Below are 23,570 nucleotides of genomic sequence, written 5' to 3'. Positions count from 1 at the left end.
AGTTCCCCATGCTGCGTGGCTTTTTGATGCTGGCCGCTTTTTTCGGATTCACCGGTGTTGCGCTCGGTGCGTTTGCCGCCCACGGCCTGAAAAACTGTCTGACGCCGGAATACCTGACGATTTTCCACACCGGCGTCACCTACCAACTGGTGCACACACTCGCGCTGTTCGGCGTTGCGCTGCTGGCCACGCAGATTCAGGGGCGCCTGATTACTTGGGCCGGCCTGTCCTTCACCGTCGGCATTGTGTTGTTCTCCGGCAGCCTGTATCTGCTGACCATGACCGGCATCAGCAAACTCGGCATCATCACGCCGTTTGGTGGCCTCGCGTTTCTCACCGGTTGGGTTTGCCTCGGCCTCGCCGCCTGGCGCTTGCAGCTAACCGCTTGACGCTTGGTACTGACCTTTAGGTCATGATCGGGCTAGAATGCCAGCCCCTAAAAATGATGGCGGCGTTGTGCATGCGCATTCAGTTGAACGGTGAGTCCTTTGAATTGCCCGACGGTGAAACCGTTGCGGGCCTGATCACTCGTCTGGAGCTGACCGGGCGCCGTGTGGCCGTAGAGCTCAATCTGGACATCGTCCCGCGCAGCCAGCATGCCGATACCACGTTGAACGACGGCGACAACGTCGAAGTGGTCCACGCCATCGGCGGCGGCTGATTGTCCCGGCCCGCAAGGGCACAGAATCTGCAAGACCCTCACCCTTAAAGAGGATTCCCCATGAGCATTGTTCGTAGCGACAAGCCTTTTGTGCTGGCCGGTCGTACTTACCAGTCGCGTTTGCTGGTCGGTACCGGCAAGTACCGTGACATGGAAGAAACCCGCCAGGCCATCGAAGCCTCGGGTGCCGAGATCGTCACCTTCGCCGTACGCCGCACCAACCTGGGCCAGATCGAAGGCGAGCCGAACCTCCTTGAAGTGCTGTCGCCGGAGCGCTACACCTTCCTGCCGAACACTGCCGGTTGCTATGACGCCATCGAAGCCGTGCGCACCTGCCGCCTGGCGCGTGAGCTGCTCGACGGCCACAATCTGGTGAAGCTGGAAGTGCTGGCCGACCAGAAAACCCTGTTCCCCAACGTGATCGAAACCCTCAAGGCCGCCGAAACCCTGGTCAAGGAAGGCTTCGACGTGATGGTCTACACCAGCGATGACCCGATCATCGCCCGGCAACTGGCGGAAATCGGCTGCATCGCCGTGATGCCGCTGGCCGGTCTGATCGGCTCCGGTCTGGGCATCTGCAATCCGTACAACCTGCAGATCATCCTCGAAGAAGCCAAGATCCCGGTGCTGGTGGATGCCGGTGTCGGTACCGCTTCCGACGCGACCATCGCCATGGAACTGGGTTGCGACGCCGTACTGATGAACTCGGCCATCGCCCACGCCCAGCAACCGGTGATGATGGCGCAAGCCATGCAGCACGCCATCGTCGCTGGTCGCCTGGCGTACCTCGCCGGCCGCATGCCGAAAAAACTCTATGCCAGCGCCTCTTCGCCGCTGGATGGTCTGATCAAGTAAGAGCCATTGATGACTGAATCGAACGACACGCCTGTCCAGCCGGACGAAGGCGACGAGCGCCAACACCGTCGCATCAAGAGCTTCGTGATGCGCGCCGGGCGCATGACCGAAGGCCAGCAACGCGGCCTGGACCAGGGCGCGCCGCTGTACGTGCTGCCGCTGGCCGATGCGCCGGTCGATTACGACCAGGTGTTCGGCCGCTCGGCGCCGCGCTCGCTGGAAATCGGTTTCGGCATGGGCCACTCGCTGCTGGAAATGGCCGCTGCTGCTCCAGAGCAGGATTTCATCGGTGTTGAAGTGCACCGTCCGGGTGTCGGCGCGCTGCTCAATGGCGTGCTGACCCAAGGGCTGACCAACCTGCGGGTCTACGATTGCGACGCGATCGAAGTGCTCAACCGCTGCATCGCCGACAACAGCCTTGATCGCCTGATGCTGTTTTTCCCGGATCCGTGGCACAAGAGCCGCCACCACAAGCGCCGCATCGTCCAGGCCTCGTTCGCCGAACTGGTGCGTAGCAAGTTGAAGGTTGGCGGCATTCTGCACATGGCCACCGACTGGGAACCGTACGCCGAGTACATGCTGGAAGTGATGAACGTCGCCCCCGGCTACCGCAACCTTGCCGAAGACGGCAAATGCGTCCCACGCCCGGCCGAACGCCCGATCACCAAGTTCGAACGCCGCGGCGAACGTCTTGGCCATGGCGTGTGGGATCTGAAGTTCGAAAAACTGTCTTAAGCATCACGCAACACCCCGGTAGGAGCTGCGGCGCGCTGCGATCTTTTGATCTTGATTTTGAGGATCAAAGGTTGCAGCGTGCCGCAGCTCCTACAGTTGTTTCTGGGGTTCGCTCAAGTTTGGCCATGATCCGCCGATAGCTCGAGGCCCCATTTGTAAAGGAAGACAAATCTTGAAAGCCATTTTTGCCTGCACCGTAGTTCTGGGTCTGCTGTTTTGCGCAGCGTGCGAACGGGTAGTCAGCCCCGAGGAATACTTCGCGAGTGCGCAGAGAACGGCGGCAAAGATCGAGCGCGACGCTAATGACCGGATCAAGCGTGAGGCCGCCGGGGAAAGCGTGCAATACACCCCTGAACAGTTGCGCGTTGCCGAGGGTGATCTCGAGGCTCTTGTGGATAACCTCAAGCATGCGTCGGACGGCGGGCACACGCTGGCCACCTATTTTCTGGCCAGCCTGCAGGACAACCCGATGTTTTCCGAGCAGACGCGCTTACAGACCTGTGGTCTTTATCAGCAGGCCATGGATGATGGATTGTTAGCGGCTGCGGTGGGCTATTACCATTTGTGCGACAAGGCGTATGAACGATTTGATGCGCAAAATCCTGATCATTTGAAATTCTTGCAGTCTCTCGAGCAGTTGCTGCTCAAGCCTGATACGCAGGCTGACGACTATCCGTTGCAGGCCAAACGTTCGCTGTGTTTTGAAGAAAACGGGGCGCCTGCCGGCAGGGTCGGGCCGATGGCCGCCATGCGAGCCCGCGCAGCTGGCCTGGTATTGTCCGAAGACCAGTTCCGGGCTGAGGCCTACTACATACTCGCGTTGACTCGTGTGAATGGCAGCGATCTGCGCGACAGCGGGAATATCGAACACTTCGATAAAGCGATAGCGCTGGGCTGCAAAGATTCCGTTGGCCTTAAGGCGATCCTGCAGGCGCAGAGCCGCTTATCGAAGAATCATTGAACCATGGCCCGATAGTGGGAGCGAGCCTGCTCGCGAAGAGGTGTGTCAGTCGGCGTGGATGTTGAGTGTCAAACAGCTATCGCGAGCAGGCTCACTCCTACAGTAGTTGTGAGTATCTCGGATTTACAGTTTTGTCATGAAGCGCGCAGGTACGTGGTCTGTCAGCCACACGCCGTTTTCGGCCTGATAGAACTTGAAGCCTCCTTCCTGCATCTGCTGCGCCGCGACTGCGAGGACCACTACGCTGCCGTAGCGTTGACCTACGGAAGTGGCAGTGACGATCTCTTCCGAAAGATGCACATGATGGCGTGATCCAGGGATTAGACCTTGTTCATTGATCGAATCGAGAAAACGCGTCGCTGTGCCGTGATACAGCGTTTGCGGTGGGTGTTTCTCGTCGAACTGCAACTCGACAGTCTTCGTCGAATGGCCCTGAACAGCGCGGATGCACAAGCCGTCAGTGGAAATCGCAAAACGCTTTTTGTCGCTACTTGCCACCACTGTTTCAATCAAATCGCGATCGAGATTGCGACCGTCACGCGCAGCACCATGAATCAGTGCGTCGATATTTGCCCAGCCATCCGAATCCAGCGTAAGACCAATCGCTTGAGGCTGGTGACGCAACACGAAGCTGAGAAATTTGCTCGTCTCATCCAGTAGTTTTTTACTCATGAACTTCCCTTTCATTTCGATCAACTGTGGGAGCGAGCCTGCTCGCGAAAGCGGTCTGACAATCAACGATGATGTTGGATGTCATGACGCCTTCGCGAGCTGGCTCGCTCCCACATTTCGTTTTGGGGTGTTTGCGGGTTCAGCGGCGGTCGGCGACGACGCCGATCAGTACCAGTACCACCAACAGCACCGGCGCCAGGCTGTAGTTGTTGAACTGGCTCAGGCCTTTGATCACCCACGGCGTGGCGTAGATCAGCGCGGCGCCGCTGCCGATCAGGCAGAGCAGGGCCATCAGGGGCACGCGCAGGGCGCCGGCGATGCTGCCCAGGCGTTGCTCGACCCAGCCTTTGAAGTCAGCGCCGAACAGCACCAGCAGGCAACCGACCAGCGCCAGAGCGATTTCCGAGAGATTGCTGCGGCTCCAGCGGGAGACGGTGGCCAGCAGGTCGAGTATCAAGTCCATGCGTTTTCCCTTTGAGCTGAAGTCAGTTCAGAAATTGTTGCAGCAAGTCGTTGAGGAACAGCTGGCCGCGTTCGGTCGCCGCCAGGCGTGACGGTTCGACCTGCAACAGGCCGCTTTGTTCGGCCTGGCGCCGGCCTTCGGCGAGGGTCTCCAGCGACAGGCCGGTGCGCTCCGGATACAGGCGCGATTCGACCCCGGCAGTCAGGCGCAGGGCGTTCATCAGGAACTCGAACGGCATCTCGTCATTGCTCAGCGATTTCTCGCCGGCCTGAAAGCTTTTCGCCGGGTTCAGATAGTCCTTCGGCAGGCGGGTTTTCCATGTGCGCACGATGCGCCCGTCCGGGTGACTCAGCTTGCCATGGGCGCCGGCGCCGATGCCGATGAAGTCGCCAAAACTCCAGTAATTGAGGTTGTGCCGCGCCGGGCGACCGGCCTGGGCATACGCCGACACTTCGTACTGCGCGTAACCGTGCTCGGCCAGCAGCGCCTGGCCGGCTTCCTGAATATCCCACAGGGTGTCGTCTTCGGGCAGCACTGGCGGCTGGTTCCAGAACACCGTGTTCGGCTCCAGCGTCAGCTGATACCAGGAAATGTGCGTCGGTTTCAGCGCAATGGCCTGGCGCAGATCGCTCAAGGCATCGTCCAGCGACTGATCGGGCAAACCGTGCATCAAGTCCAGGTTGAAGTTATCGAACCCGGCCTGCCGCGCCATGCCTGCCGCACGCACGGCTTCGTCACCGTTGTGGATGCGGCCGAGGGCCTCAAGCTTTTCCTGCTGGAAACTCTGGATACCGATCGACAGGCGATTGATCCCCAGCTTGCGATAAGCAACAAACTTCTCTTGCTCGAAGGTGCCCGGATTGGCCTCAAGGGTGATTTCGATGTCGGCGGCGAACGGGATGCGCTGTTCGACGCCCTTCAACAACCCCCCGAGGGCTTCGGCGCTGAACAGGCTCGGCGTTCCGCCACCGAAGAAAATCGAAGTCAGCTCACGGCCATACACCGCATGCAGATCCTGATCGAGATCGGCCAGCAGCGCGTCGACGTATTCCTGCTCCGGCAGCACCGGACTGGCGGTGTGCGAGTTGAAATCGCAATACGGGCATTTGCGTACACACCACGGGATGTGGATGTACAGCGCCAGGGGCGGCAGGGTTGGCAGCGGTGCCCGAGGCGAGGACGCGGCGCCGCCGATGATCAGCGACGACGCGGAAGAATCAGTGGTCATTTCAAGCCCAGACGCTGGCGCAGCAGATCCATTGCACGGGCGCGGTGGCTGATCTGGTTCTTGTCGGCCGGGCTCAGTTCGGCGCTGGAGCAGTCGCGCTCCGGCACCCAGAACAGTGGGTCATAACCGAAGCCGTGCTCGCCGCTGGCAGCGGTGAGAATGCGCCCGGGCCACAGGCCTTCGCAGAGAATCGGCAGCGGATCATCGGCGTGGCGCACCAGTGCCAGCACGCAGACGAACTGCGCGCCGCGCTCTGCTTGCGGCACGCCCTTCAGTGCATCGAGCAGTTTGGCGTTGTTCGCCGCATCGCCCTGGCCGTCGGCATAACGCGCCGAATAGATGCCCGGCGCACCGCCAAGGAAATCCACTGCCAGCCCGGAGTCGTCGGCCAGTGCCGGCAGCCCGGAAATGCGCGCGGCATTGCGGGCCTTGAGGATCGCGTTTTCGACAAACGACAGGCCGGTTTCTTCCGGTTCGACCTTGCTCCACTCGCCAATCGAGCGCAGTTGCACCGAGTCGCCGAGCATGGCCTGGAGTTCTTTGAGTTTGCCGGCGTTATGGCTGGCCAGTACGAGCTGCTTGAAGTTCATCATTCGCCGGGAAAGAGTTCTTGGTTGAAATTGATGGTGTTGATCTTGTCGCCGTTCTGCACCTTGATTTCAAAGGTGCGGGTTTCCTGCTGCGGCACCGGGTACTGGGCGATGTAGTAGATTGCGCCCTGTTCGGTGACCTGGCGGAATTTCAGCGCCACGCTGTTGCTGGTCAGGTCCTTGATCGTGCCGGTGACGCTGGCGATCACCGGTTTGCCGTCCTTGACCACCGAGACGTTGATCACGCCCTGGTTCTTGCTGCGGATCAGCTCGGCAGCCTTGGCGATGTCCGGTTGCAGGAACGTCGAGTTGAAAGTGTTGTAGTGCACCGTGATGTCGCCGAAGGTTTCCTTGCGTTCACCTTTGATGACGTCCGCCGCCACGGCGCTGGCGCTCAGGCAGGCGGTGAGTAACAGCAACGCTAGACGACTCATGTTCGTGCTCCTTCAAATGCCCAGGCTCAGACCGCGACTCGGTGGTCCGCCAACTGCGGACTGCTGACGCGGTAGATACCGATTTCACCTAACAGATTAGGCCATAGCTTACTGGCCCACCCGTGCCGGTGCTGTTGATCCACGGCAAGCCGATCAATGACCTTCGCATCACGTTCGCGGCACAGTTCTTCGAAATCCTCGAAGGTGCAGAAGTGGATGTTCGGCGTGTTGTACCAGGTGTAGGGCAGGAATTCCGAGACCGGCATGCGGCCCTTGCTCGCCAGATACCAGCGGCAGCGCCAGTGGCCGAAATTGGGGAAAGTGATGATGCACTGCCGGCCGACCCGGAGCATTTCGTCGAGGATCTTGTCCGGGTAATGCACCGCTTGCAGGGCCTGGGTCATGACGACGATGTCGAAACTGTTGCTGGCGAAGTTGCCCAGGCCCTTGTCCAGATCCTGCTCGATGACATTAATGCCCTTGGCCACGCACTCGGCAATATTGTCGGCGTCGTTTTCCAGGCCATAACCGGTGACGTTCTTGTTGTCGCGCAGCCAGGTCAGCAGCTCGCCGTCACCGCAACCCAGGTCGAGGACGCGGCTGCCGGCGGGGATCCATTCCTGGATGATTTCCAGATCAGCTCTCATGGCTTTCTCACAACGAAATGCGGTTCATGTAATTGCCGAACGCCTGCAAGTAACGCGGGATCGGAATCAGGAAGGCGTCGTGGCCTTGCGGCGCATCGATTTCCAGATAGCTGACGTCCTTGCGCGCGGCCATCAGCGCATCCACCAGTTCCCGCGAGCGCGCCGGGGAGAAGCGCCAGTCGGTGGTGAACGACATCACGCAGAATTTGGCTGTGGCGTTTTCGAAGGTTTTCGCCAGGTCATCGTCGAAGTTCGCCGCCGGATCGAAGTAATCCAGCGCCTTGGTCATCAGCAGATAGGTATTGGCGTCGAAGCGCCCGGAGAACTCTTCGCCCTGATAACGCAGGTAGCTTTCGACCTGGAACTCGACACTGTGGAAGTCGTAGTTGAGCTTTTCGCTCTTCAGGCCACGGCCGAATTTCTCACCCATGGAGTCGTCGGACAGATAGGTAATGTGGCCGACCATGCGCGCCAGCATCAGCCCGCGCTTGGGGATCACGCCGGCTTCCTGGAACGAGCCGCCGTGGAATTCCGGATCGGTGAGGATCGCCTGACGCGCGACTTCGTTGAAGGCGATGTTCTGCGCCGACAATTTAGGCGCCGAGGCGATCGCCAGGCAGTGCCGCACGCGATCCGGGTAGGTGATGGTCCATTGCAGGGCTTGCATGCCGCCGAGGCTGCCGCCGATCACCGCTGCCCACTGGCCGATGCCGAGCAGGTCAGCCAGACGCGCCTGGCTGTGCACCCAGTCTTCCACGGTGAGCACCGGGAAATCGGCGCCGAACGGCTTGCCGGTTTCCGGGTTGATACTGCTCGGGCCGGTGGAACCGTTGCAGCCGCCGAGGTTGTTCAAGCTGACGACGAAGAATTTGTTGGTGTCGATCGGCTTGCCGGGGCCGATGCAGCTGTCCCACCAACCGGGCTTGCGGTCGTCGACGCTGTGATAACCAGCGGCGTGATGATGACCGGACAGCGCGTGGCAGATCAGCACGGCGTTGCTCGCCTGGGCGTTCAGCGTGCCGTAGGTTTCATAAATCAGGTCATAAGCGGCCAGCGAACGCCCACAGGCCAGCGTCAGCGGTTCGCTGAAATGCGCGGTTTGCGGCGTTACCAGACCAACAGAATCGGCGGGAAAGGCAGTTGGCATCGACCCTGCTCTCGTTGAAATGAGGCGTAAGTCTAAAGACCGGGGGGGTTAGCGGCAAGCAGCCCTCACCCTAACCCTCTCCCAGAGGGAGAGGGGACTGACCAAGGTGTTCTGTCGAACTGCGCCGACCTGATAATTGCGAGTCGAACTCCAATCTTGAGCTCAACACAAATCGGCTCCCTCCCCCTTGGGAGAGGGCTGGGGTGAGGGGCGCAGACGACGCCATATCAAGCCGAGCGCCGATCCCTCTCACCTCACATCAGCAAACGCAGAATCTCCGGCATCATCGTCATCGCCGCCAGATTGTTGATCACCAGCATGTCGATCAATTTCAGCGCAAGGAAGGCGAAGATCGGCGACAGGTCCAGGCCGCCGAGGTTCGGCAGGAAGCGGCGGAACGGTGCCAGCGCCGGCTCACAGATCTGGTTGACCAATTCGGCGCCCGGATTGTGGCTACCCGGTGCAACCCACGACAGGATCACGCTGATGATCAGGGCGAAGAAGAAGATCTTCAGGAACAGCGCAGTGACGCCGATCAGCGACCAGATCACCAGTTGCAGCGGGTTGCCAGTGGTGCCGTAGGTCAGCAGCAGGGTCAGCGCCATCAGCAGCAGTTGCACCAGAATCGCCAGCACCAGCGACGACATGTCGAGGCCGAACAGGCTCGGGATGATCCGGCGCAAAGGCTTGAGCAGCGGCTGGGTGGCCTTGACCACGAACTGGCACAGCGGGTTGTAGAAGTTCGCCCGCACCAGTTGCAGGACGAAGCGCAGCAGCACGATCAGCAGGTACAGGCTGCCGAGGGTTTGCAGCACGTAAACCGCTGCGGTGTTCAATCCGATCATGTAAGGCTCCTTTATTTGCCCAGTTGTTCGGCCATTTCGGCCGAGCGGTGCGCGGCGGCGCCGAGTGCGGTTTCAACCAGCGCTTCGAAGCCGCCAGCCTGGAATGATTTGATCGCAGCTTCCGTGGTGCCATTCGGCGAGGTCACGCGGCGACGCAGTTCGGCGGCGTCGACATCGCTGGATACCGCCATGTGCGCGGCGCCCAGAGCAGTCTGCACGGTCAGTTGCTCAGCGATCTCTTTTGGCAGGCCAAGTTTGACGCCGGCGGCGGTCATCGCTTCGATCAGCAGGAAGAAGTACGCCGGGCCGGAGCCGGACACTGCGGTGACTGCGTCCAGTTGCTGTTCTTCTTCCAGCCACAGGGCGATGCCGACGGCGGACAGCAGCTCTTCGGCTTGCTGGCGCTGCTCGGCGCTCACTTCGCTGGTCGCGTACAGACCGCTGACACCCAGACGCAGCAGCGCCGGAGTGTTCGGCATGCAGCGCACGATCGGTTGTTCGCCGAGCCACGCGGTCATGCTCGCGCAGGTGATGCCAGCGGCGATCGACACCACCAGTTGATTAGGCTTGAGGCTCGGGCGAATCGCCTCGCACACGGCTTTCATCGCCTGTGGCTTGACCGCCAGCACGATGACATCGACGCTGTCGATGGCCTGGGCGTTGTCAGCGAAGGTTTCGATGCCGTGTTCGGCGCTGACCTTGGCACGGGTGTCTTCGCCCGGATCACTGGCGCGGATCTGCGCCGCTTCCAGACCTTTGGCGCGCAAGCCGCCAATCAGACTGGCCGCCATGTTGCCCGCACCGATAAACGCAATACGTGTGTTGCTCATGTGTGGTCCTTATCTGGAAACGTTCAAGACTGGGAATAATCTCTGGCGCCAAACAGCGCGGTACCGATCCGCACCCAGGTGGCGCCTTGGGCGATGGCCGACTCGAGGTCGTGGCTCATGCCCATGGACAGTGTGTCGAGCGGCAGAGCGAGGCTCGCCTGCAATGTCTGCACGGCGGCGAAGGCAGCGTCCTGTTCGGCGCGCTCCTCGGTCGGCTCGGGAATCGCCATCAGTCCGCGCAGTTTCAAACGGGGCAACGCGCTGATGGCCTCGGCCAGCGCTGGCAGATCGGCCGGGGTGCAACCGGATTTGCTCGCCTCGCCGCTGACATTGACCTGAATGCAGATGTTCAGTGGCGGCAGTTCGGCCGGGCGTTGTTCGGACAGGCGTTGGGCAATTTTCAGACGATCCACGGAGTGCACCCAGTCGAAATGCTCGGCAATCGCGCGAGTCTTGTTCGATTGAATGGGGCCGATGAAGTGCCAGATCAAGGGCAGGTCGGCCAGCTCCAGCTGTTTGCCCAAGGCTTCCTGCAAGTAGTTCTCGCCGAAGTCGCGCAGGCCGGCGGCGTAGGCCTCCCGCAGGGCCTGGGCGGGTTTGGTCTTGCTCACGGCGAGCAAATGGATGCTGTTTTCGTCGCGGTGCGCGGCTTTGGCCGCTGCCTGGATGCGCGAACTAACCTGAAGGATGTTGTCTGCTATCGTGGACATCAAGAGGCGCCGGCGGTCTGTAGGTTCGCGGCATTCTACTGGAATTGAGGGACGCTATGGATATCACTGAACTGCTGGCCTTCAGCGCCAAACAGGGCGCTTCCGACCTGCACCTGTCGGCCGGCCTGCCGCCGATGATCCGTGTCGATGGCGACGTGCGACGGATTAATCTGCCGGCGCTGGATCACAAGCAAGTGCACGATCTGATCTACGACATCATGAACGACACCCAGCGCATCGAATTCGAGAAAAATCTGGAAACGGATTTTTCCTTCGATGTACCCGGCGTGGCGCGCTTTCGGGTCAACGCCTTTAACCAGAATCGTGGTGCCGGCGCGGTGTTCCGCACCATTCCGTCGAAAGTGCTGAGCATGGAAGACCTCGCCATGGGCGATGTTTTCCGCAAGATCACCGATGCGCCGCGCGGGCTGGTCCTGGTCACCGGGCCGACCGGCTCCGGCAAATCGACCACGCTGGCGGCGATGATCGATTACCTCAACACCCATCGCCATCACCACATTCTCACCATCGAAGACCCCATCGAGTTCGTCCATGAATCGCGCAAATGCCTGATCAATCAGCGCGAAGTCCATCGCGATACGCGCAGCTTCGCCACCGCACTGCGCTCGGCGCTGCGTGAAGACCCGGACGTGATTCTGGTCGGCGAGATGCGTGATCTGGAAACCATTCGCCTGGCGCTGACCGCCGCCGAGACCGGGCATCTGGTGTTCGGCACGCTGCACACGACCTCGGCGGCGAAGACCATCGACCGCGTGGTCGACGTGTTTCCCGGCGACGAGAAATCGATGGTGCGTTCGATGCTGTCAGAGTCGTTGCTCGCGGTGGTGTCGCAGACGTTGATCAAGAAGATCGGCGGCGGGCGGGTGGCGGCGCATGAAATCATGCTCGGGACATCGGCGATCCGTAACCTCATTCGCGAGGACAAGGTGGCGCAGATGTATTCAGCGATTCAGACCGGTGGGTCGTTGGGGATGCAGACACTCGATATGTGCCTGAAGGATCTGGTGACCAAGGGCTTGATCAGCCGCGAGCATGCACGCGAGAAAGCGCGTACGCCGGATAATTTTTGAGGGAGTGATCGTTCCCACGCTCTGCGTGGGAATGCAGCCCGGGACGCTCTGCGTCCCTGCCGAAGCGGACGCGGAGCGTCCATTGAGTCATTCCCACGTGGAGCGTGGGAACGATCGGTATGGTGTTAGCGCTGGACTACGCGCATCTGCTGTTGTTCTTTCGGCAGTACGCGCTTGGCCACGACGTAATGCTTTTGCCAGTACGGCTTGTTCAGCGTGTCGATGCTCACCGCTTTGCCCCGGCGCGGGGCGTGGATGAAGCGGTCGTTGCCCAGGTAGATGGCAACGTGGTTGACCCGACGGCTCTTGATGTTGAAGAAAATCAGATCGCCCGGCTTCAGATCCTTGCGCTCGACTTTCTCGCCGTGACCGCTGGCCATGGCGTTGGAGGTGCGTGGCAGGTCGAAAGTAGCGTCGTTGAACGCATATTTCACCAGACCGCTGCAATCGAAGCCTTTACTTGGGCTGCTGCCGCCCCAACGATAAGGTGTACCGAGGACGTTTACCGCACGGCTCAGCACATTGCTGCTTTCTTTGCTCGCCATTGGTGGCACCAGCTTGCTGCGGCTCTTGCTGCTCAGCGTGGTGGTCTTGCTCTTGCTGCTTTTGCTCGATGGAGCCGAAGCATGGGATTTAGGGGTGAAGCCGTTGACGTTGGGAAGACGTTGCTCACGATTGGTGGCGTGGGCGGCCAGTGGCATTAATAGGCAAATAGTCAGCCATGTCTTGAAAAATGGTCGCATTAGGCGTGGCTCATAAGTGATAGCGCGCAACTTTATAACAGCTTTTTTTGCCGTTCCGAGGCCGTTCATCGATTCATTCGGCTGGCTACGGAACCAAAAACGCTCAAAAAGTACGCAATTGTCCGACAGAAGTCAGGTTCTGCAAGGGTTTCGCGCTAGCAACGGTAACATTTGCCATACGTCGGCCACCTGTAAAAAAGTCACAAAGAAATGAAGAATATTTATCTATCGAGTGCAATGAGGTCTTAATGAACAGCTATCAGCTCCCCCGCGTGAAAGAAAAAGACACTCACAGCAAAGTCATCGGCTACCTGCTGTGGATTTTCGGATTCACTGGCGCGCACCGCTTTTACTACGGCAAACCGGTGACCGGGACGATCTGGTTCTTCACCTTCGGTTTGCTGGGGATTGGCTGGCTGATCGACCTGTTTCTGATCCCGGCGATGGATCGCGAAGCGGATTTGCGCTTTGCTGCCGGGCCGATCGAGTACAACGTCGCGTGGATTCTGCTGACTTTCCTCGGTGTGTTCGGCGTGCACCGGATGTATCAGGGCAAATGGATCAGCGGCCTGCTATATCTGCTGACCGGCGGGTTGTTCTTTATTGGCGTGCTGTATGACTTCTGGACCCTGAACGATCAGGTGTCGGTGCGCAACGCGCAGAATCGCGGCGCCTTCCAGTAAGTAGTGGCGAGGGGATTTATCCCCGTTGGGCCGCGAAGCGGTCCTGAATCCGAGAACGCGGTGGATTTGTTCCACCGCGTGCAATGCCTTCGCGACTGCTACGCAGCCGAACGGGGATAAATCTCCTCGCCACAATCTCCCTCAGCAGCAGGTCATGCCTGGTGGGTAATCCGCCCATCCACCAGCGTATAGCGCACCACGCCCGGCAGACTGTGCCCGATGAACGGGCAGTTCTCGCCCTTCGACAGCCAGTGTTCACCGGCCACCGTCGAAGCTTTCGGATCGAACAGGACGATATCCGCCGCGCCGCCTACCGCCAGTTTGCCCGCCGGCAGGCGCAGGGCTTCGGCCGGGCCTGCGCTGAGACGTGCCAGCAGCGTCGGCAAGTCGAGCAAACCATCCTCGACCAGCGTCATCGCCAGCGGCAGCAGCAACTCAACACTGCTGATGCCCGGCTCGGTGGCGCCGAACGGTGCCAGTTTGGCGTCGCGCTCGTGGGGCTGGTGATGGCTGGAGATCGCTGAAACCACCCCGGACTTCACTGCCTCACGCAGGCCATCGCGGTCGGCGCGGGTGCGCAGCGGCGGTTGCACGTGGTAGAGGCTGTTGAAGTCGATCAGCGCTTCGTCAGTCAGTATCAGCTGATACAACGCAACATCCGCCGTTACCTTCAAGCCACGGGCCTGCGCCTGGGCAATCAGGGCAACACCGCGCGCACTGGTCAATTGGCTGAAGTGCGCACGCACGCCGGTCTGCTCGACCAGCAGCAGATCGCGAGCCAGCGCCACGGTTTCGGCGGTTTCCGGGATGCCCGGCAGGCCGAGGAAACTGGCGACCGCGCCTTCGTGAGCGAGACCGCCCTCGGCCAGATCGTGATCCTGCGAGTTGAAGATCACCGTCAGGTCGAACGTCGCCGCGTATTCCAGCGCCCGGCACAGGGTGCGGCTGTTGCGGAAGCTCTCCAGACCGTTGCCGAACGCCACGCAACCGGCGTCGCGCAGCGCGACCAGTTCGGCCAATTGCTCGCCATCAAGACCTTTGCTCAGCGCGCCAATCGGGAACACCTTGGTGTTACCGGCCTCGCGGGCGCGGTCGAGGATCAATTCGGCGACGGCGGATGTGTCGAGCACCGGTCTGGTCTTCGGCGGGCAGCACAGGCTGGTCACGCCACCGGCAGCGGCGGCGCGGGTTTCGCTGACGATCGAGCCTTTGCGGCTGTAGCCCGGCTCGCGCAGGGCAACGTTGAGGTCGACCAGGCCAGGCGCGGCGACCAGACCTTGGGCATCGATGGTTTCCACTGCGCTGAAACCGGCCGGCGCGGCGCCGAGGGCGACGATCTTGCAGGCTTCAACGTGGATGTCGGTGATTTGATCCAGGCCGCTGCTGGGATCGATAACGCGTGCGCCGAGAATGCTGAGCTTCACTGGGCGTTCTCCTGCTCGAATTGACGTTGCGCAGTCTGCCCGCTCATGGCCATGGACAGCACGGCCATACGAATCGCGATGCCGTAGGTCACTTGATTGAGGATCACCGAGTGCGGGCCGTCGGCCACCGCCGACTCGATCTCCACGCCACGGTTGATCGGCCCCGGGTGCATGACGATGCAATCGGGTTTGGCCCCGGCCAGACGTGCGGTGGTCAGGCCGAACAGGCGATAGAACTCGCCTTCGCTGGGCAGCAGTCCGCCGGTCATGCGCTCGCGCTGCAGGCGCAGCATGATCACCACGTCGACGTCTTTCAGGCCTTCAGCCATGTCGGTGTAGACCTTGACGCCGTATTGCTCGATGCCGATCGGCAGCAGGGTTTTCGGCGCGATCACGCGGATATCCGGGCAGCCGAGGGTTTTCAGCGCGAGCATGTTCGAGCGCGCCACCCGCGAATGCAGGATGTCGCCGACGATCGCCACCGAAAGGTTTTCGAAACCGCCCTTGTGCCGACGGATGGTGAGCATGTCGAGCATGCCCTGGGTCGGGTGCGCATGCCGGCCGTCGCCGCCGTTGATGATCGCCACCTGCGGGCAGACATGTTCGGCGATGAAATGCGCCGCGCCCGAGTCGCCGTGACGCACGACAAACATGTCGGCGGCCATCGCTTCAAGGTTGCGCAGGGTATCGAGCAGCGTTTCGCCCTTGCTCGCCGACGATGTCGACACGTTCAGGGTGATCACGTCCGCCGACAACCGTTGGGCCGCCAGTTCAAACGTGGTGCGGGTGCGCGTGGAGTTTTCGAAGAATACGTTGCACACGGTCTTGCCGCGCAGCAACGGGACTTTCTTCACCGCCCGGGCACCCACTTCAAGGAACGAGTCGGCAGTGTCGAGGATTTCCGTCAGCAACTCGCGGCGCAAACCGTCGAGCGAGAGGAAGTGGCGCAGCTGGCCCTGATCATTGAGCTGCAGCGGGCGCTTGGTATCTAGAGGCGTCATCGCGAGGGGGACTCTCAATAGGGCGGATTAAAGGGTGACGTCTTGCAGTTCGAGCGTCAGCGGCTCGGGGCCGGACAACTTGACCCGCTGGTTGCCGGCCAGGGTCAGGGTGGCGCCGACCACGTTGGGGCGGATCGGCAGCTCGCCGGCGTCCAGGTCCAGCAGGCAGACCAGGGTGACGCTGGCCGGGCGGCCGTAATCGAACAGTTCATTCATGGCGGCGCGGATGGTCCGACCGCTCATCAGCACGTCGTCGATCAGCACCAGATGCTGGCCTTCGATCTCGAAGGGCAGGGCGGACGGGCGCACTTGCGGGTGCAGGCCGTTCTGGCTGAAGTCGTCGCGGTAGAAGGACACATCCAGCGTGCCCAGTGGCGCATCGCTGGCCAGTTCCTTGAGCAGCGCCTGCGCGACCCAGATGCCGCCGGTGCGAATGCCGATGTAACGCGGTTCGCTGATGTCACGCTGGGCAAGGTGCGCCTTGAGGCGGGTCGCCATCTGGCTGATCAGATCGGCGGGATTGGGCAGGCTCATGGTTGCTCCTTCGTGATTCCGCGCTGCGTCCTGCCGGACGAAGCTCGGTTTATAACCAAAAGAAAAGCGCCGAAGCGCTTGTCAGGATTCAAACAATGCAGTGTTTTCATCGAGCCAGCCCTGCAGCAGCAGGGCAGCGGCGATGGCGTCCACCGGGTTGTCGCGGTAACTGCCTTTCTGCCCGCCACGCACCAGTCGCTCGCCCTTGGCTTCGAAGGTGGTCAGGCGTTCGTCGTGGGTATAGAAGGGCAGGTTGTAGCGGCCGTTGAGGCGGCGGGCGAATTTCTCCGCGCGCACGCACATCTCGCCGGGCGTGCCGTCCATGTTCAGCGGCAGGCCGACCACCACGGCGTCGGGTTTCCATTCTTTTATCAGCGCTTCGACCTGATCCCAGTTCGGCACGCCATTCTGTGCTTTGAGGGTGCACAGCTCGCGGGCCTGGCCGGTGATGACCTGGCCGACCGCGACGCCGATCTGTTTGGTGCCGTAGTCGAAGCCGAGAATCAGGCGCAGGGCCATCAGGCGTGACCCGCCTGGCTGGTGAGCAGATTGAGGTCGATGCCCAAGTGCCGCGCTGCCGCTTCCAGGCGCAATTCGCTGCGGGTGTTGAACAGGATGTCGGCGTTGAACGGGCAGGTCAGCCAGGCGTTGTCAGCCAGTTCGGCTTCCAGTTGCCCGGCTTCCCAACCGGCGTAACCGAGGGTAATCAGGCTCTGCGCGGGGCCGACGCCGTCAGCGATGGCAAACAGCACGTCCTGCGAAGTCGACAGGGCCAGGTCGCCGTCCAGCTGCGCGGTGGCCTGGAAGGTCTGGCCCGCCGGGTGCAGGACAAAACCGCGATCGGTCTGCACCGGCCCGCCGATGAAGATCGGCACATCCTGGCAGCGTGCCGGCGGCTCGATGTCCGGGCGCAGCTGTTCGAGGATGTCGGCCAGGTTCAAGTCTTGCGGCCTGTTGACCACCAGCCCCATCGCGCCATTGGCCGTGTGCTCGACGATGTAGGTCAAGGTGTGGGCAAAGTTCGGGTCGGCCATGTGTGGCATGGCGATCAGGAAGTGATGCTTGAGGTAGCTGGGGCTGACGTTTTTCATGAGCGCTAGTGTGGCGTTCGAGGGGCGAACTGACAAGCTGGAGATGCTGACAACAACACAGATCCATTATTGGAACAGAGCTTTTGTGGCGAGGGGATTTGCTGTGGTGAGGGAGTTTATCTGTGGTTAGGGGATTTATCTGTGGTTAGGGGATTTATCTGTGGCGAGGGGATGTATCCCCGTTGGGGCGCGAAGCGCCCCTGAATCGCTTGATAGGTTCTGCCTGACACTCCGTATGGAATGGTTTTGCGGCTGCTGCGCAGCCGAGCGGGGATAAATCCCCTCGCCACAGATAAATCCCTCGCCACATAAATATTCAGTTGCTGGAGAGCTTGTCGCCCCGGGCAAATTTCCAGGTGCGGATGATTTCCAGGCGGTCGATGTCCGACAGATCACCGGTAAACGGTGCAAACGGCGCGGCCAGGCGGACGATGCGCTGCGCCGCCTGATCGAGCAGCGGCTGGCCGGAGGATTCCAGCACCAGCACTTCATACAGCGAGCCGTCGCGATTGATCGAGACCATCAGGCGCAAATTGCCGTAGATCTGCTTGCGTCGGGCTTCTTCGGGGTAGTTGAGGTTGCCGATGCGCTCGACCTTCTTGCGCCAGTCATCCTTGTACCAAGCGCCCTTGTCGCGCATGGTCGATGCCGCGCTCAAGCGGTGGATGCGCGGGCGTTTGGCGTACAGCTGTTGTTCCTTGGCCAGTTCCGCTTCGAGGCTGGCGATGTCGCTGGACAGCTGCGAGCTGTCGAACGCTGGCGCGTCGACGGTCGGTTTGACTTCGGTTTTGCTTTCTTCTTTCTTGGTCGGCGCCTTTTTCGGTTTCGGCGCAACGGTGGTCACCGCTGCCTTCGGGGCGGCTTCCTGCACCACTGGCTTGGCGGCGGGCGGCGGGGTGACCTTTTTGACCTGATTGTCCTGGAACGGCGCGACTTCGGTGGTCTTGGGCAGGGCTTTCTTGTCCAGCGTGCCGCTGCCTTCCTGGTTTTCCTGAGCGAGAAAATCTGCCTTTTCCGGCTTCTTCTCAGCCTTGAAGGTGGCCAGGGTGATTTCCAGGGTTTTGCTGATCTGCTGCGGCTCGACCATGGTGAAACCGACGCCGAGCAGCAGCGCCAGGTGAATCAGCGCCGCGAGAAACAGGGTAAAACCGAGGCGATCGGCCGGGCGCACGCCACGATGGGCGAGTTCAGCGGGCAGATCGGACGGGAGGGTCATGACAAGAAAACCAACATCGCGTTTTTCAGAGGCTGCGCATGATAACGCAATGTTGGTTTCGCGCCTTGGGCTTCACGCTTCAAGCGACAGACTGCATGTGACGTACATCAAGCTTGTGGCTTTTTGCCGGCCGCTTGCAGCTTTTTATCGATCGCATCCATCAGCATGCCGCCGATATCAGTGCCGAACGCATTGTCGATTTCGCGGATGCAGGTCGGGCTGGTGACGTTGATTTCGGTCAGGTGCTCGCCGATCACGTCGAGGCCGACGAACAGCAGGCCTTTCTCGCGCAGGGTCGGTCCGACCTGGGCGGCGATCCAGCGATCCTTTTCGGTCAGCGGACGTGCTTCGCCACGGCCACCGGCGGCCAGGTTGCCACGGGTTTCGCCCATGGCTGGAATCCGCGCCAGGCAATAATCCACCGGCTCGCCATCGATCATCAGGATGCGCTTGTCGCCATCGACGATCGCCGGCAGGTAGCCCTGAATCATGATCTGCTGCTTGCCGTGCAGGGTCAGGGTCTCGAGGATCACCGAGAGGTTCGGGTGGCCGGCGGTGTGGCGGAAGATCGACGAACCGCCCATGCCGTCCAGCGGCTTGAGGATCACGTCACCGTGATGGTCGGCGAACTGACGCAATACGTCCGGGCGGCGGCTGACGATGGTCGGCGGCGTGCACTGCGGAAACAGCGTAGCGAACAGCTTTTCATTGCAGTCGCGCAGGCTCTGCGGCTTGTTCACCACCAGCACGCCGGCGGCTTCGGCCTGTTCCAGCAGATAAGTGGAATAGACGAATTCCATGTCGAACGGCGGATCCTTGCGCATGAGGATCACGTCCAGGTCGCTCAGCAGCTTGTCCTGCTCGGCGTCCAGTTCGAACCATTTGTCCGGGTTGGCGAAGACTTTCAGCGGGCTCATCCGCGCCCGCGCCTGGCCTTCGGCCTGATACAGGTCTTTCTGTTCCATGTAGAACAGTTCCCAGCCACGCTTCTGCGCGGCCAGCAGCATGGCCAGCGAGCTATCCTTTTTATAGGAGATGCTGGCGATAGGGTCCATGACAATCCCGACGCGAACGCTCATTGGGTTTTCCTCGAAATTTGGCTACCGGATCGGTATTGAAAAAGTGCCGCCAGAGTGGCGCCGGGCGGGTTTCGGGTCAAGGAAAAACCCGTCGATAGATTGCATCTGGAGACTGTGCTAAAAAGGCTGGCAGATCGCGCCGCCCCATGGGTTTCAAGGGTTTCAGGCCATTATTCACAGCAAAACGGACAATTTGATTCGCAAAGGCGACGGTAGAACCCTCTTATGGAACAGCAGTCCAGCGCCTTGAAGGTCATGGTGATCGACGACTCGAAAACGATTCGCCGCACCGCCGAAACATTGTTGAAGAATGTCGGTTGCGAAGTGATCACCGCCATCGACGGTTTCGATGCGCTGGCGAAGATCGCCGACCACCATCCCGGGATCATCTTCGTCGACATCATGATGCCGCGTCTGGACGGTTATCAGACCTGCGCCCTGATCAAGAACAACAGCGCCTTCAAGGCGACGCCGGTGATCATGCTTTCATCCAGGGACGGGTTGTTCGACAAGGCCAAGGGGCGGATTGTCGGTTCTGATCAATTTCTGACCAAACCGTTCAGCAAAGAAGAACTGCTCAACGCGATCCAGGCCCATGTTCCGGGCTTCGCCGCCGTTTTGCCGCAGTAAGACACGCACAGTGACGCTCGGCCAGCGGGCCGGCAGTCGACCAGAAAAATGGGGAAGACCATGGCACGTATCCTGATCGTCGATGATTCGCCGACTGAAATGTACAAACTCACCGGCATGCTCGAAAAGCACGGCCATGAAGTGCTCAAGGCCGAGAACGGCGCCGACGGCGTGGCCCTGGCCCGTCAGGAAAAACCCGACGCGGTGCTGATGGACATCGTCATGCCCGGCCTCAACGGTTTTCAGGCAACCCGGCAGTTGACCAAGGATGCCGACACGGCGCACATCCCGGTGATCATCATCACCACCAAGGATCAGGAGACCGACAAGGTCTGGGGCACCCGCCAGGGCGCCAAGGATTACCTGACCAAACCGGTCGACGAAGACACCCTGATCAAGACCCTGAACAACGTACTCAACGGCTGATCGCGCGATCATGAACGAATCGCTGACCGCGTTCGAACTGCTCTGGCAGATCGACCAGCGCTGCCGCCTGCTGGCAGCGGATCTGCCGTCGCAAGCGGCGCGCGCGGATCGCTGGAGCGGCATCGGCTTTCGCCTCGGCGAGCATTGGTATGTGGCGCCGATGGGCGAAGTCAGCGAAGTCCTGCATGAACCGCGCTTCACCCAGTTGCCCGGGGTCAAGCCGTGGGTCAAGGGTGTGGCTAACCTGCGCGGGCGGCTGCTGCCGATCATGGACCTGTGCGGGTTCTTCGGCCATGAACTGTCGCCGCTGCGCAAACAGCGGCGGGTATTGGTGGTGGAACATGAAGACGTGTTCGCCGGGGTGATGGTCGATGAAGTCATCGGCTTGCAGCATTTCGAACAGGGCAGTTTCGAGCCGCTGTCGATCAGCAAGCGCCAGGGCTCCAAGGCCGAATTCGTCAAAGGCTATTTCCGCCGCGAACAGAACTGGCGGGTGTTCAGCCTGTTCGCGCTGGCCAGGTCTCCGGTGTTCATGGGTGTGGCTCTATAGCAGGAACAACACAGAACCCATTGGGCGGAATGGGCCATGTGATCAGGAAAATTGTGGGTCAGACAGACCTGTGGCGAGGGGATTTATCCCCGATGGTTGGCGAAGCCGACCCAAGACCTGTATTTGAGATGTAGCCGATACGACGCAGGTTTTTGGGGCCGCTGCGCGACCCATCGGGGATAAATCCCCTCGCCACAAAATTTCTTCATCATGAGGTTGCCTCCCACAGGGATTGCAGCAGGCCTCAAAGGTGTGGGTTAAGGCGAGGACCGATGACAAAAGCAAAAACAGGCAAGTCGGCAGAAGCATCGCGCAGTCGCGCACAGATCATTGTGCTGTTTATCGCACTGATCGTGTTCATCATGCTGCTGTTCGCCAACTTCGCGTACCTCAACACCCAGGCGAACTACGACAAGCAGTACATCGGCCATGCCGGCGAACTGCGCGTGCTCTCGCAACGCATTGCCAAGAACGCCACCGAAGCGGCGGCGGGCAAGGCGGCCGCCTTCAAATTGCTCAGCGATGCGCGCAACGATTTCGCCCAGCGCTGGGGTTACCTGAAAAAGGGTGACCCGAACACCGGCCTGCCACCGGCACCCGTTGCCGTGCGCCCGGAAATGCGCGCGGTGCAGATGGACTGGGAACGCCTGCTGAAAAACACCGACGCGATCCTCACCAGCGAACAGACCGTGCTGTCGCTGCATCAGGTCGCCGCAACGCTGGCCGAAACCGTGCCGCAGTTGCAGATCGAATACGAAAAAGTCGTGGAAATCCTGCTCCAGCGCGGCGCCCCGGCGGCGCAGGTGGCGATGGCGCAACGGCAATCGCTGTTGGCTGAGCGCATTCTTGGCGCAGTCAACACCGTGCTCGCCGGTGACGAAAACTCGCAGCAGGCCGCCGACGCGTTTGGTCGTGATGCCGCGCGTTTCGGTCTGGTGCTCAACGGCATGTTGCAGGGCAACCCGGCGCTGAAAATCAGCCAGGTCGAAGACCGCGACGCCCGTGCGCGTTTGAGCGAAATCTCCGAGCTGTTCCAGTTCGTTTCCGGCTCGGTGGACGAAATCCTCGAAACCTCGCCAGAGCTGTTCAAGGTCCGCGAATCGGCGAGCAACATCTTCACCCTGTCGCAAACCCTGCTCGACGAAGCCTCGCACCTTGCTACAGGTTTCGAGCATCTGGCCGGCGGGCGCAACACCGACACCATTGGCGGCTATGTGTTGGGCTTGCTGGCGCTGGCCTCGATCATCCTCATCGGTCTGGTCATGGTCCGCGAAACCAATCGCCAGTTGCGCGAAACTGCCGAGAAGAACGAGCGCAACCAGAACGCGATCATGCGCCTGCTCGACGAAATCGAAGACCTCGCCGATGGCGACCTCACCGTGACCGCCTCGGTGACCGAAGACTTCACCGGCACCATCGCCGACTCGATCAACTATTCCGTCGACCAATTGCGCGATCTGGTCGCCACCATCAACCTCACCGCCGGCCAGGTTGCCGCCGCCGTGCAGGAAACCCAGGCCACCGCCATGCATCTGGCCCAAGCCTCGGAGCAACAGGCCCAGCAGATTTCCGAAGCTTCGACGGCGATCAGCGACATGGCCGAGTCCATCGATCAGGTCTCGGCCAACGCTGCCGAATCGTCGGCGGTGGCCGAGCGTTCCGTGGAAATCGCCAACAAGGGTAACGAAGTGGTGCACAACACCATCCACGGCATGGACAACATTCGCGAACAGATTCAGGACACCGCCAAGCGCATCAAACGCCTCGGCGAGTCGTCCCAGGAAATCGGCGACATCGTCAGCCTGATCGACGACATCGCCGACCAGACCAACATCCTCGCCCTCAACGCGGCGATCCAGGCATCGATGGCCGGCGACGCCGGGCGCGGTTTTGCCGTGGTTGCCGACGAAGTGCAGCGCCTGGCCGAACGTTCGTCCGCCGCGACCCGGCAGATCGAAACCCTGGTGCGAGCGATTCAGGCCGACACCAACGAAGCGGTGATTTCCATGGAGCAGACCACCACCGAAGTGGTGCGCGGCGCGCGACTGGCGCAGGATGCCGGTGTGGCCCTGGAAGAAATCGAAGGCGTGTCCAAGACCCTCGCCGCGCTGATCCAGAGCATTTCCAACGCGGCGCAGCAGCAGACCTCTTCGGCCGGGCAGATCTCGCTGACGATGAACGTGATCCAGCAGATCACCTCGCAGACTTCGTCGGGGTCCACGGCCACCGCCGAGAGCATCGGCAACCTGGCGAAAATGGCCAGTCAGTTGCGCCGTTCGGTGTCCGGTTTCACCTTGCCGGCGGCGACAGATAAAGCGTGAGTG

Annotated in this window: 29 protein-coding genes; 11 read left to right on the top strand and 18 right to left on the bottom strand. The window is 60.9% G+C overall.

Features of this window, described 5'->3' with window-relative positions; translation table 11 throughout:
* Positions 1-8 precede the first annotated feature (8 nt).
* From QMX86_RS06740 to QMX86_RS06720, 5 genes are all read left to right on the top strand, one after another.
* Complete coding sequence (locus tag QMX86_RS06740) at positions 9-389, top strand: DUF423 domain-containing protein (protein ID WP_282383827.1); 381 nt, start codon at positions 9-11, stop codon at positions 387-389.
* A 71-nt stretch (positions 390-460) separates the two neighbouring features.
* Positions 461-661: a sulfur carrier protein ThiS gene (gene thiS, locus QMX86_RS06735; protein ID WP_161984075.1), complete on the top strand. Its 201-nt coding sequence runs from the start codon at positions 461-463 to the stop codon at positions 659-661.
* Between the two features lie 60 nt (positions 662-721).
* Positions 722-1,516 (top strand): thiazole synthase, encoded by a 795-nt coding sequence (locus QMX86_RS06730; RefSeq protein WP_110644432.1) that lies wholly within the window; start codon positions 722-724, stop codon positions 1,514-1,516.
* Between the two features lie 9 nt (positions 1,517-1,525).
* On the top strand, positions 1,526-2,251 hold the full coding sequence (gene trmB / locus QMX86_RS06725) for a tRNA (guanosine(46)-N7)-methyltransferase TrmB (RefSeq protein WP_016772721.1): 726 nt from the start codon (positions 1,526-1,528) through the stop codon (positions 2,249-2,251).
* A 172-nt stretch (positions 2,252-2,423) separates the two neighbouring features.
* Positions 2,424-3,212 (top strand): hypothetical protein, encoded by a 789-nt coding sequence (locus tag QMX86_RS06720; protein ID WP_122603377.1) that lies wholly within the window; start codon positions 2,424-2,426, stop codon positions 3,210-3,212.
* Between the two features lie 123 nt (positions 3,213-3,335).
* Here QMX86_RS06720 and QMX86_RS06715 read toward each other — a convergent pair whose 3' ends face one another.
* The 10 genes from QMX86_RS06715 to QMX86_RS06670 all read right to left on the bottom strand — a co-directional run bounded on the left by QMX86_RS06715 (position 3,336) and on the right by QMX86_RS06670 (position 10,778).
* Positions 3,336-3,884 (bottom strand): RNA 2'-phosphotransferase, encoded by a 549-nt coding sequence (locus QMX86_RS06715; protein ID WP_016772723.1) that lies wholly within the window; start codon positions 3,882-3,884, stop codon positions 3,336-3,338.
* A 139-nt stretch (positions 3,885-4,023) separates the two neighbouring features.
* A complete protein-coding gene (locus QMX86_RS06710) occupies positions 4,024-4,347 on the bottom strand; it encodes a DUF3392 domain-containing protein (RefSeq protein ID WP_008083808.1) in 324 nt (107 codons plus the stop codon).
* Positions 4,348-4,369: 22 nt separating this feature from the next.
* Entirely contained in the window at positions 4,370-5,575 is a 1,206-nt protein-coding gene (gene hemW / locus QMX86_RS06705) for a radical SAM family heme chaperone HemW (RefSeq protein ID WP_071172220.1), read from the bottom strand.
* Positions 5,572-6,168 carry an RdgB/HAM1 family non-canonical purine NTP pyrophosphatase gene (gene rdgB / locus QMX86_RS06700; protein WP_071172221.1) on the bottom strand — a complete coding sequence of 199 codons (597 nt, stop codon included), beginning with the start codon at positions 6,166-6,168 and terminating at the stop codon, positions 5,572-5,574. The genes hemW and rdgB overlap by 4 nt, the downstream gene beginning before the upstream one ends.
* Complete coding sequence (locus tag QMX86_RS06695) at positions 6,165-6,599, bottom strand: DUF4426 domain-containing protein (protein WP_071172222.1); 435 nt, start codon at positions 6,597-6,599, stop codon at positions 6,165-6,167. The genes rdgB and QMX86_RS06695 overlap by 4 nt, the downstream gene beginning before the upstream one ends.
* Positions 6,600-6,625: 26 nt before the next feature.
* Positions 6,626-7,246 (bottom strand): methionine biosynthesis protein MetW, encoded by a 621-nt coding sequence (gene metW / locus QMX86_RS06690; RefSeq protein WP_024014659.1) that lies wholly within the window; start codon positions 7,244-7,246, stop codon positions 6,626-6,628.
* A gap of 7 nt (positions 7,247-7,253) precedes the next feature.
* The gene (locus tag QMX86_RS06685) at positions 7,254-8,393 is read right to left on the bottom strand and encodes a homoserine O-acetyltransferase (protein WP_024014658.1); all 1,140 of its coding nucleotides are present in this window, start codon (positions 8,391-8,393) and stop codon (positions 7,254-7,256) included.
* Positions 8,394-8,647: 254 nt separating this feature from the next.
* The gene (locus QMX86_RS06680) at positions 8,648-9,238 is read right to left on the bottom strand and encodes a YggT family protein (protein ID WP_016772729.1); all 591 of its coding nucleotides are present in this window, start codon (positions 9,236-9,238) and stop codon (positions 8,648-8,650) included.
* An 11-nt stretch (positions 9,239-9,249) separates the two neighbouring features.
* Complete coding sequence (proC, locus tag QMX86_RS06675) at positions 9,250-10,068, bottom strand: pyrroline-5-carboxylate reductase (protein ID WP_282383838.1); 819 nt, start codon at positions 10,066-10,068, stop codon at positions 9,250-9,252.
* 23 nt (positions 10,069-10,091) lie between these two features.
* Positions 10,092-10,778, bottom strand: a complete 687-nt coding sequence (locus tag QMX86_RS06670) for a YggS family pyridoxal phosphate-dependent enzyme (protein ID WP_071172225.1) — start codon at positions 10,776-10,778, stop codon at positions 10,092-10,094.
* A gap of 56 nt (positions 10,779-10,834) precedes the next feature.
* Here QMX86_RS06670 and QMX86_RS06665 point away from each other — a divergent pair, with 56 nt between their 5' ends.
* Positions 10,835-11,869 (top strand): type IV pilus twitching motility protein PilT, encoded by a 1,035-nt coding sequence (locus tag QMX86_RS06665; RefSeq protein ID WP_016772732.1) that lies wholly within the window; start codon positions 10,835-10,837, stop codon positions 11,867-11,869.
* A gap of 125 nt (positions 11,870-11,994) precedes the next feature.
* Here the strand turns inward: QMX86_RS06665 and QMX86_RS06660 are convergent, their stop codons facing one another.
* Positions 11,995-12,612 (bottom strand): C40 family peptidase, encoded by a 618-nt coding sequence (locus QMX86_RS06660; protein ID WP_243243037.1) that lies wholly within the window; start codon positions 12,610-12,612, stop codon positions 11,995-11,997.
* A 248-nt stretch (positions 12,613-12,860) separates the two neighbouring features.
* Between QMX86_RS06660 and QMX86_RS06655 the strand changes: the two genes are divergently transcribed.
* The gene (locus QMX86_RS06655) at positions 12,861-13,295 is read left to right on the top strand and encodes a TM2 domain-containing protein (RefSeq protein ID WP_016772734.1); all 435 of its coding nucleotides are present in this window, start codon (positions 12,861-12,863) and stop codon (positions 13,293-13,295) included.
* Between the two features lie 152 nt (positions 13,296-13,447).
* Here the strand turns inward: QMX86_RS06655 and QMX86_RS06650 are convergent, their stop codons facing one another.
* From QMX86_RS06650 to gshB, 7 genes are all read right to left on the bottom strand, one after another.
* The gene (locus tag QMX86_RS06650; RefSeq protein WP_042606567.1) at positions 13,448-14,719 is read right to left on the bottom strand and encodes a dihydroorotase; all 1,272 of its coding nucleotides are present in this window, start codon (positions 14,717-14,719) and stop codon (positions 13,448-13,450) included.
* A complete protein-coding gene (locus QMX86_RS06645; protein ID WP_016772736.1) occupies positions 14,716-15,720 on the bottom strand; it encodes an aspartate carbamoyltransferase catalytic subunit in 1,005 nt (334 codons plus the stop codon). Before QMX86_RS06645 ends, QMX86_RS06650 begins: the two co-directional genes overlap by 4 nt.
* 27 nt (positions 15,721-15,747) lie before the next feature.
* Complete coding sequence (pyrR, locus tag QMX86_RS06640; RefSeq protein ID WP_024014655.1) at positions 15,748-16,254, bottom strand: bifunctional pyr operon transcriptional regulator/uracil phosphoribosyltransferase PyrR; 507 nt, start codon at positions 16,252-16,254, stop codon at positions 15,748-15,750.
* Between the two features lie 81 nt (positions 16,255-16,335).
* Positions 16,336-16,773 (bottom strand): Holliday junction resolvase RuvX, encoded by a 438-nt coding sequence (gene ruvX / locus QMX86_RS06635; protein ID WP_282383846.1) that lies wholly within the window; start codon positions 16,771-16,773, stop codon positions 16,336-16,338.
* Positions 16,773-17,345 (bottom strand): YqgE/AlgH family protein, encoded by a 573-nt coding sequence (locus QMX86_RS06630; RefSeq protein ID WP_016772739.1) that lies wholly within the window; start codon positions 17,343-17,345, stop codon positions 16,773-16,775. The genes ruvX and QMX86_RS06630 overlap by 1 nt, the downstream gene beginning before the upstream one ends.
* Before the next feature lie 316 nt (positions 17,346-17,661).
* Positions 17,662-18,561 carry an energy transducer TonB gene (locus QMX86_RS06625; protein WP_024014654.1) on the bottom strand — a complete coding sequence of 300 codons (900 nt, stop codon included), beginning with the start codon at positions 18,559-18,561 and terminating at the stop codon, positions 17,662-17,664.
* 107 nt (positions 18,562-18,668) lie between these two features.
* Positions 18,669-19,640: a glutathione synthase gene (gene gshB, locus QMX86_RS06620; RefSeq protein WP_243243035.1), complete on the bottom strand. Its 972-nt coding sequence runs from the start codon at positions 19,638-19,640 to the stop codon at positions 18,669-18,671.
* Between the two features lie 225 nt (positions 19,641-19,865).
* Between gshB and pilG the strand changes: the two genes are divergently transcribed.
* From pilG to QMX86_RS06600, 4 genes are all read left to right on the top strand, one after another.
* Complete coding sequence (pilG, locus tag QMX86_RS06615; RefSeq protein WP_016772743.1) at positions 19,866-20,270, top strand: twitching motility response regulator PilG; 405 nt, start codon at positions 19,866-19,868, stop codon at positions 20,268-20,270.
* 60 nt (positions 20,271-20,330) lie between these two features.
* A complete protein-coding gene (gene pilH, locus QMX86_RS06610; protein WP_016772744.1) occupies positions 20,331-20,696 on the top strand; it encodes a twitching motility response regulator PilH in 366 nt (121 codons plus the stop codon).
* Positions 20,697-20,706: 10 nt separating this feature from the next.
* Positions 20,707-21,246, top strand: a complete 540-nt coding sequence (locus tag QMX86_RS06605; protein WP_122706773.1) for a chemotaxis protein CheW — start codon at positions 20,707-20,709, stop codon at positions 21,244-21,246.
* Between the two features lie 272 nt (positions 21,247-21,518).
* A complete protein-coding gene (locus QMX86_RS06600; RefSeq protein WP_016772746.1) occupies positions 21,519-23,567 on the top strand; it encodes a methyl-accepting chemotaxis protein in 2,049 nt (682 codons plus the stop codon).
* The last annotated feature ends 3 nt before the right edge of the window (positions 23,568-23,570 follow it).

It is taken from the genome of Pseudomonas sp. PS01270 (assembly GCF_029959775.1).
In the GTDB taxonomy this organism is placed as follows: Bacteria; Pseudomonadota; Gammaproteobacteria; order Pseudomonadales; family Pseudomonadaceae; genus Aquipseudomonas; species Aquipseudomonas atacamensis.
The sequence above is the reverse complement of the archived record's forward strand: the minus strand, read 5'-3'. Positions and strand labels throughout refer to the sequence as shown.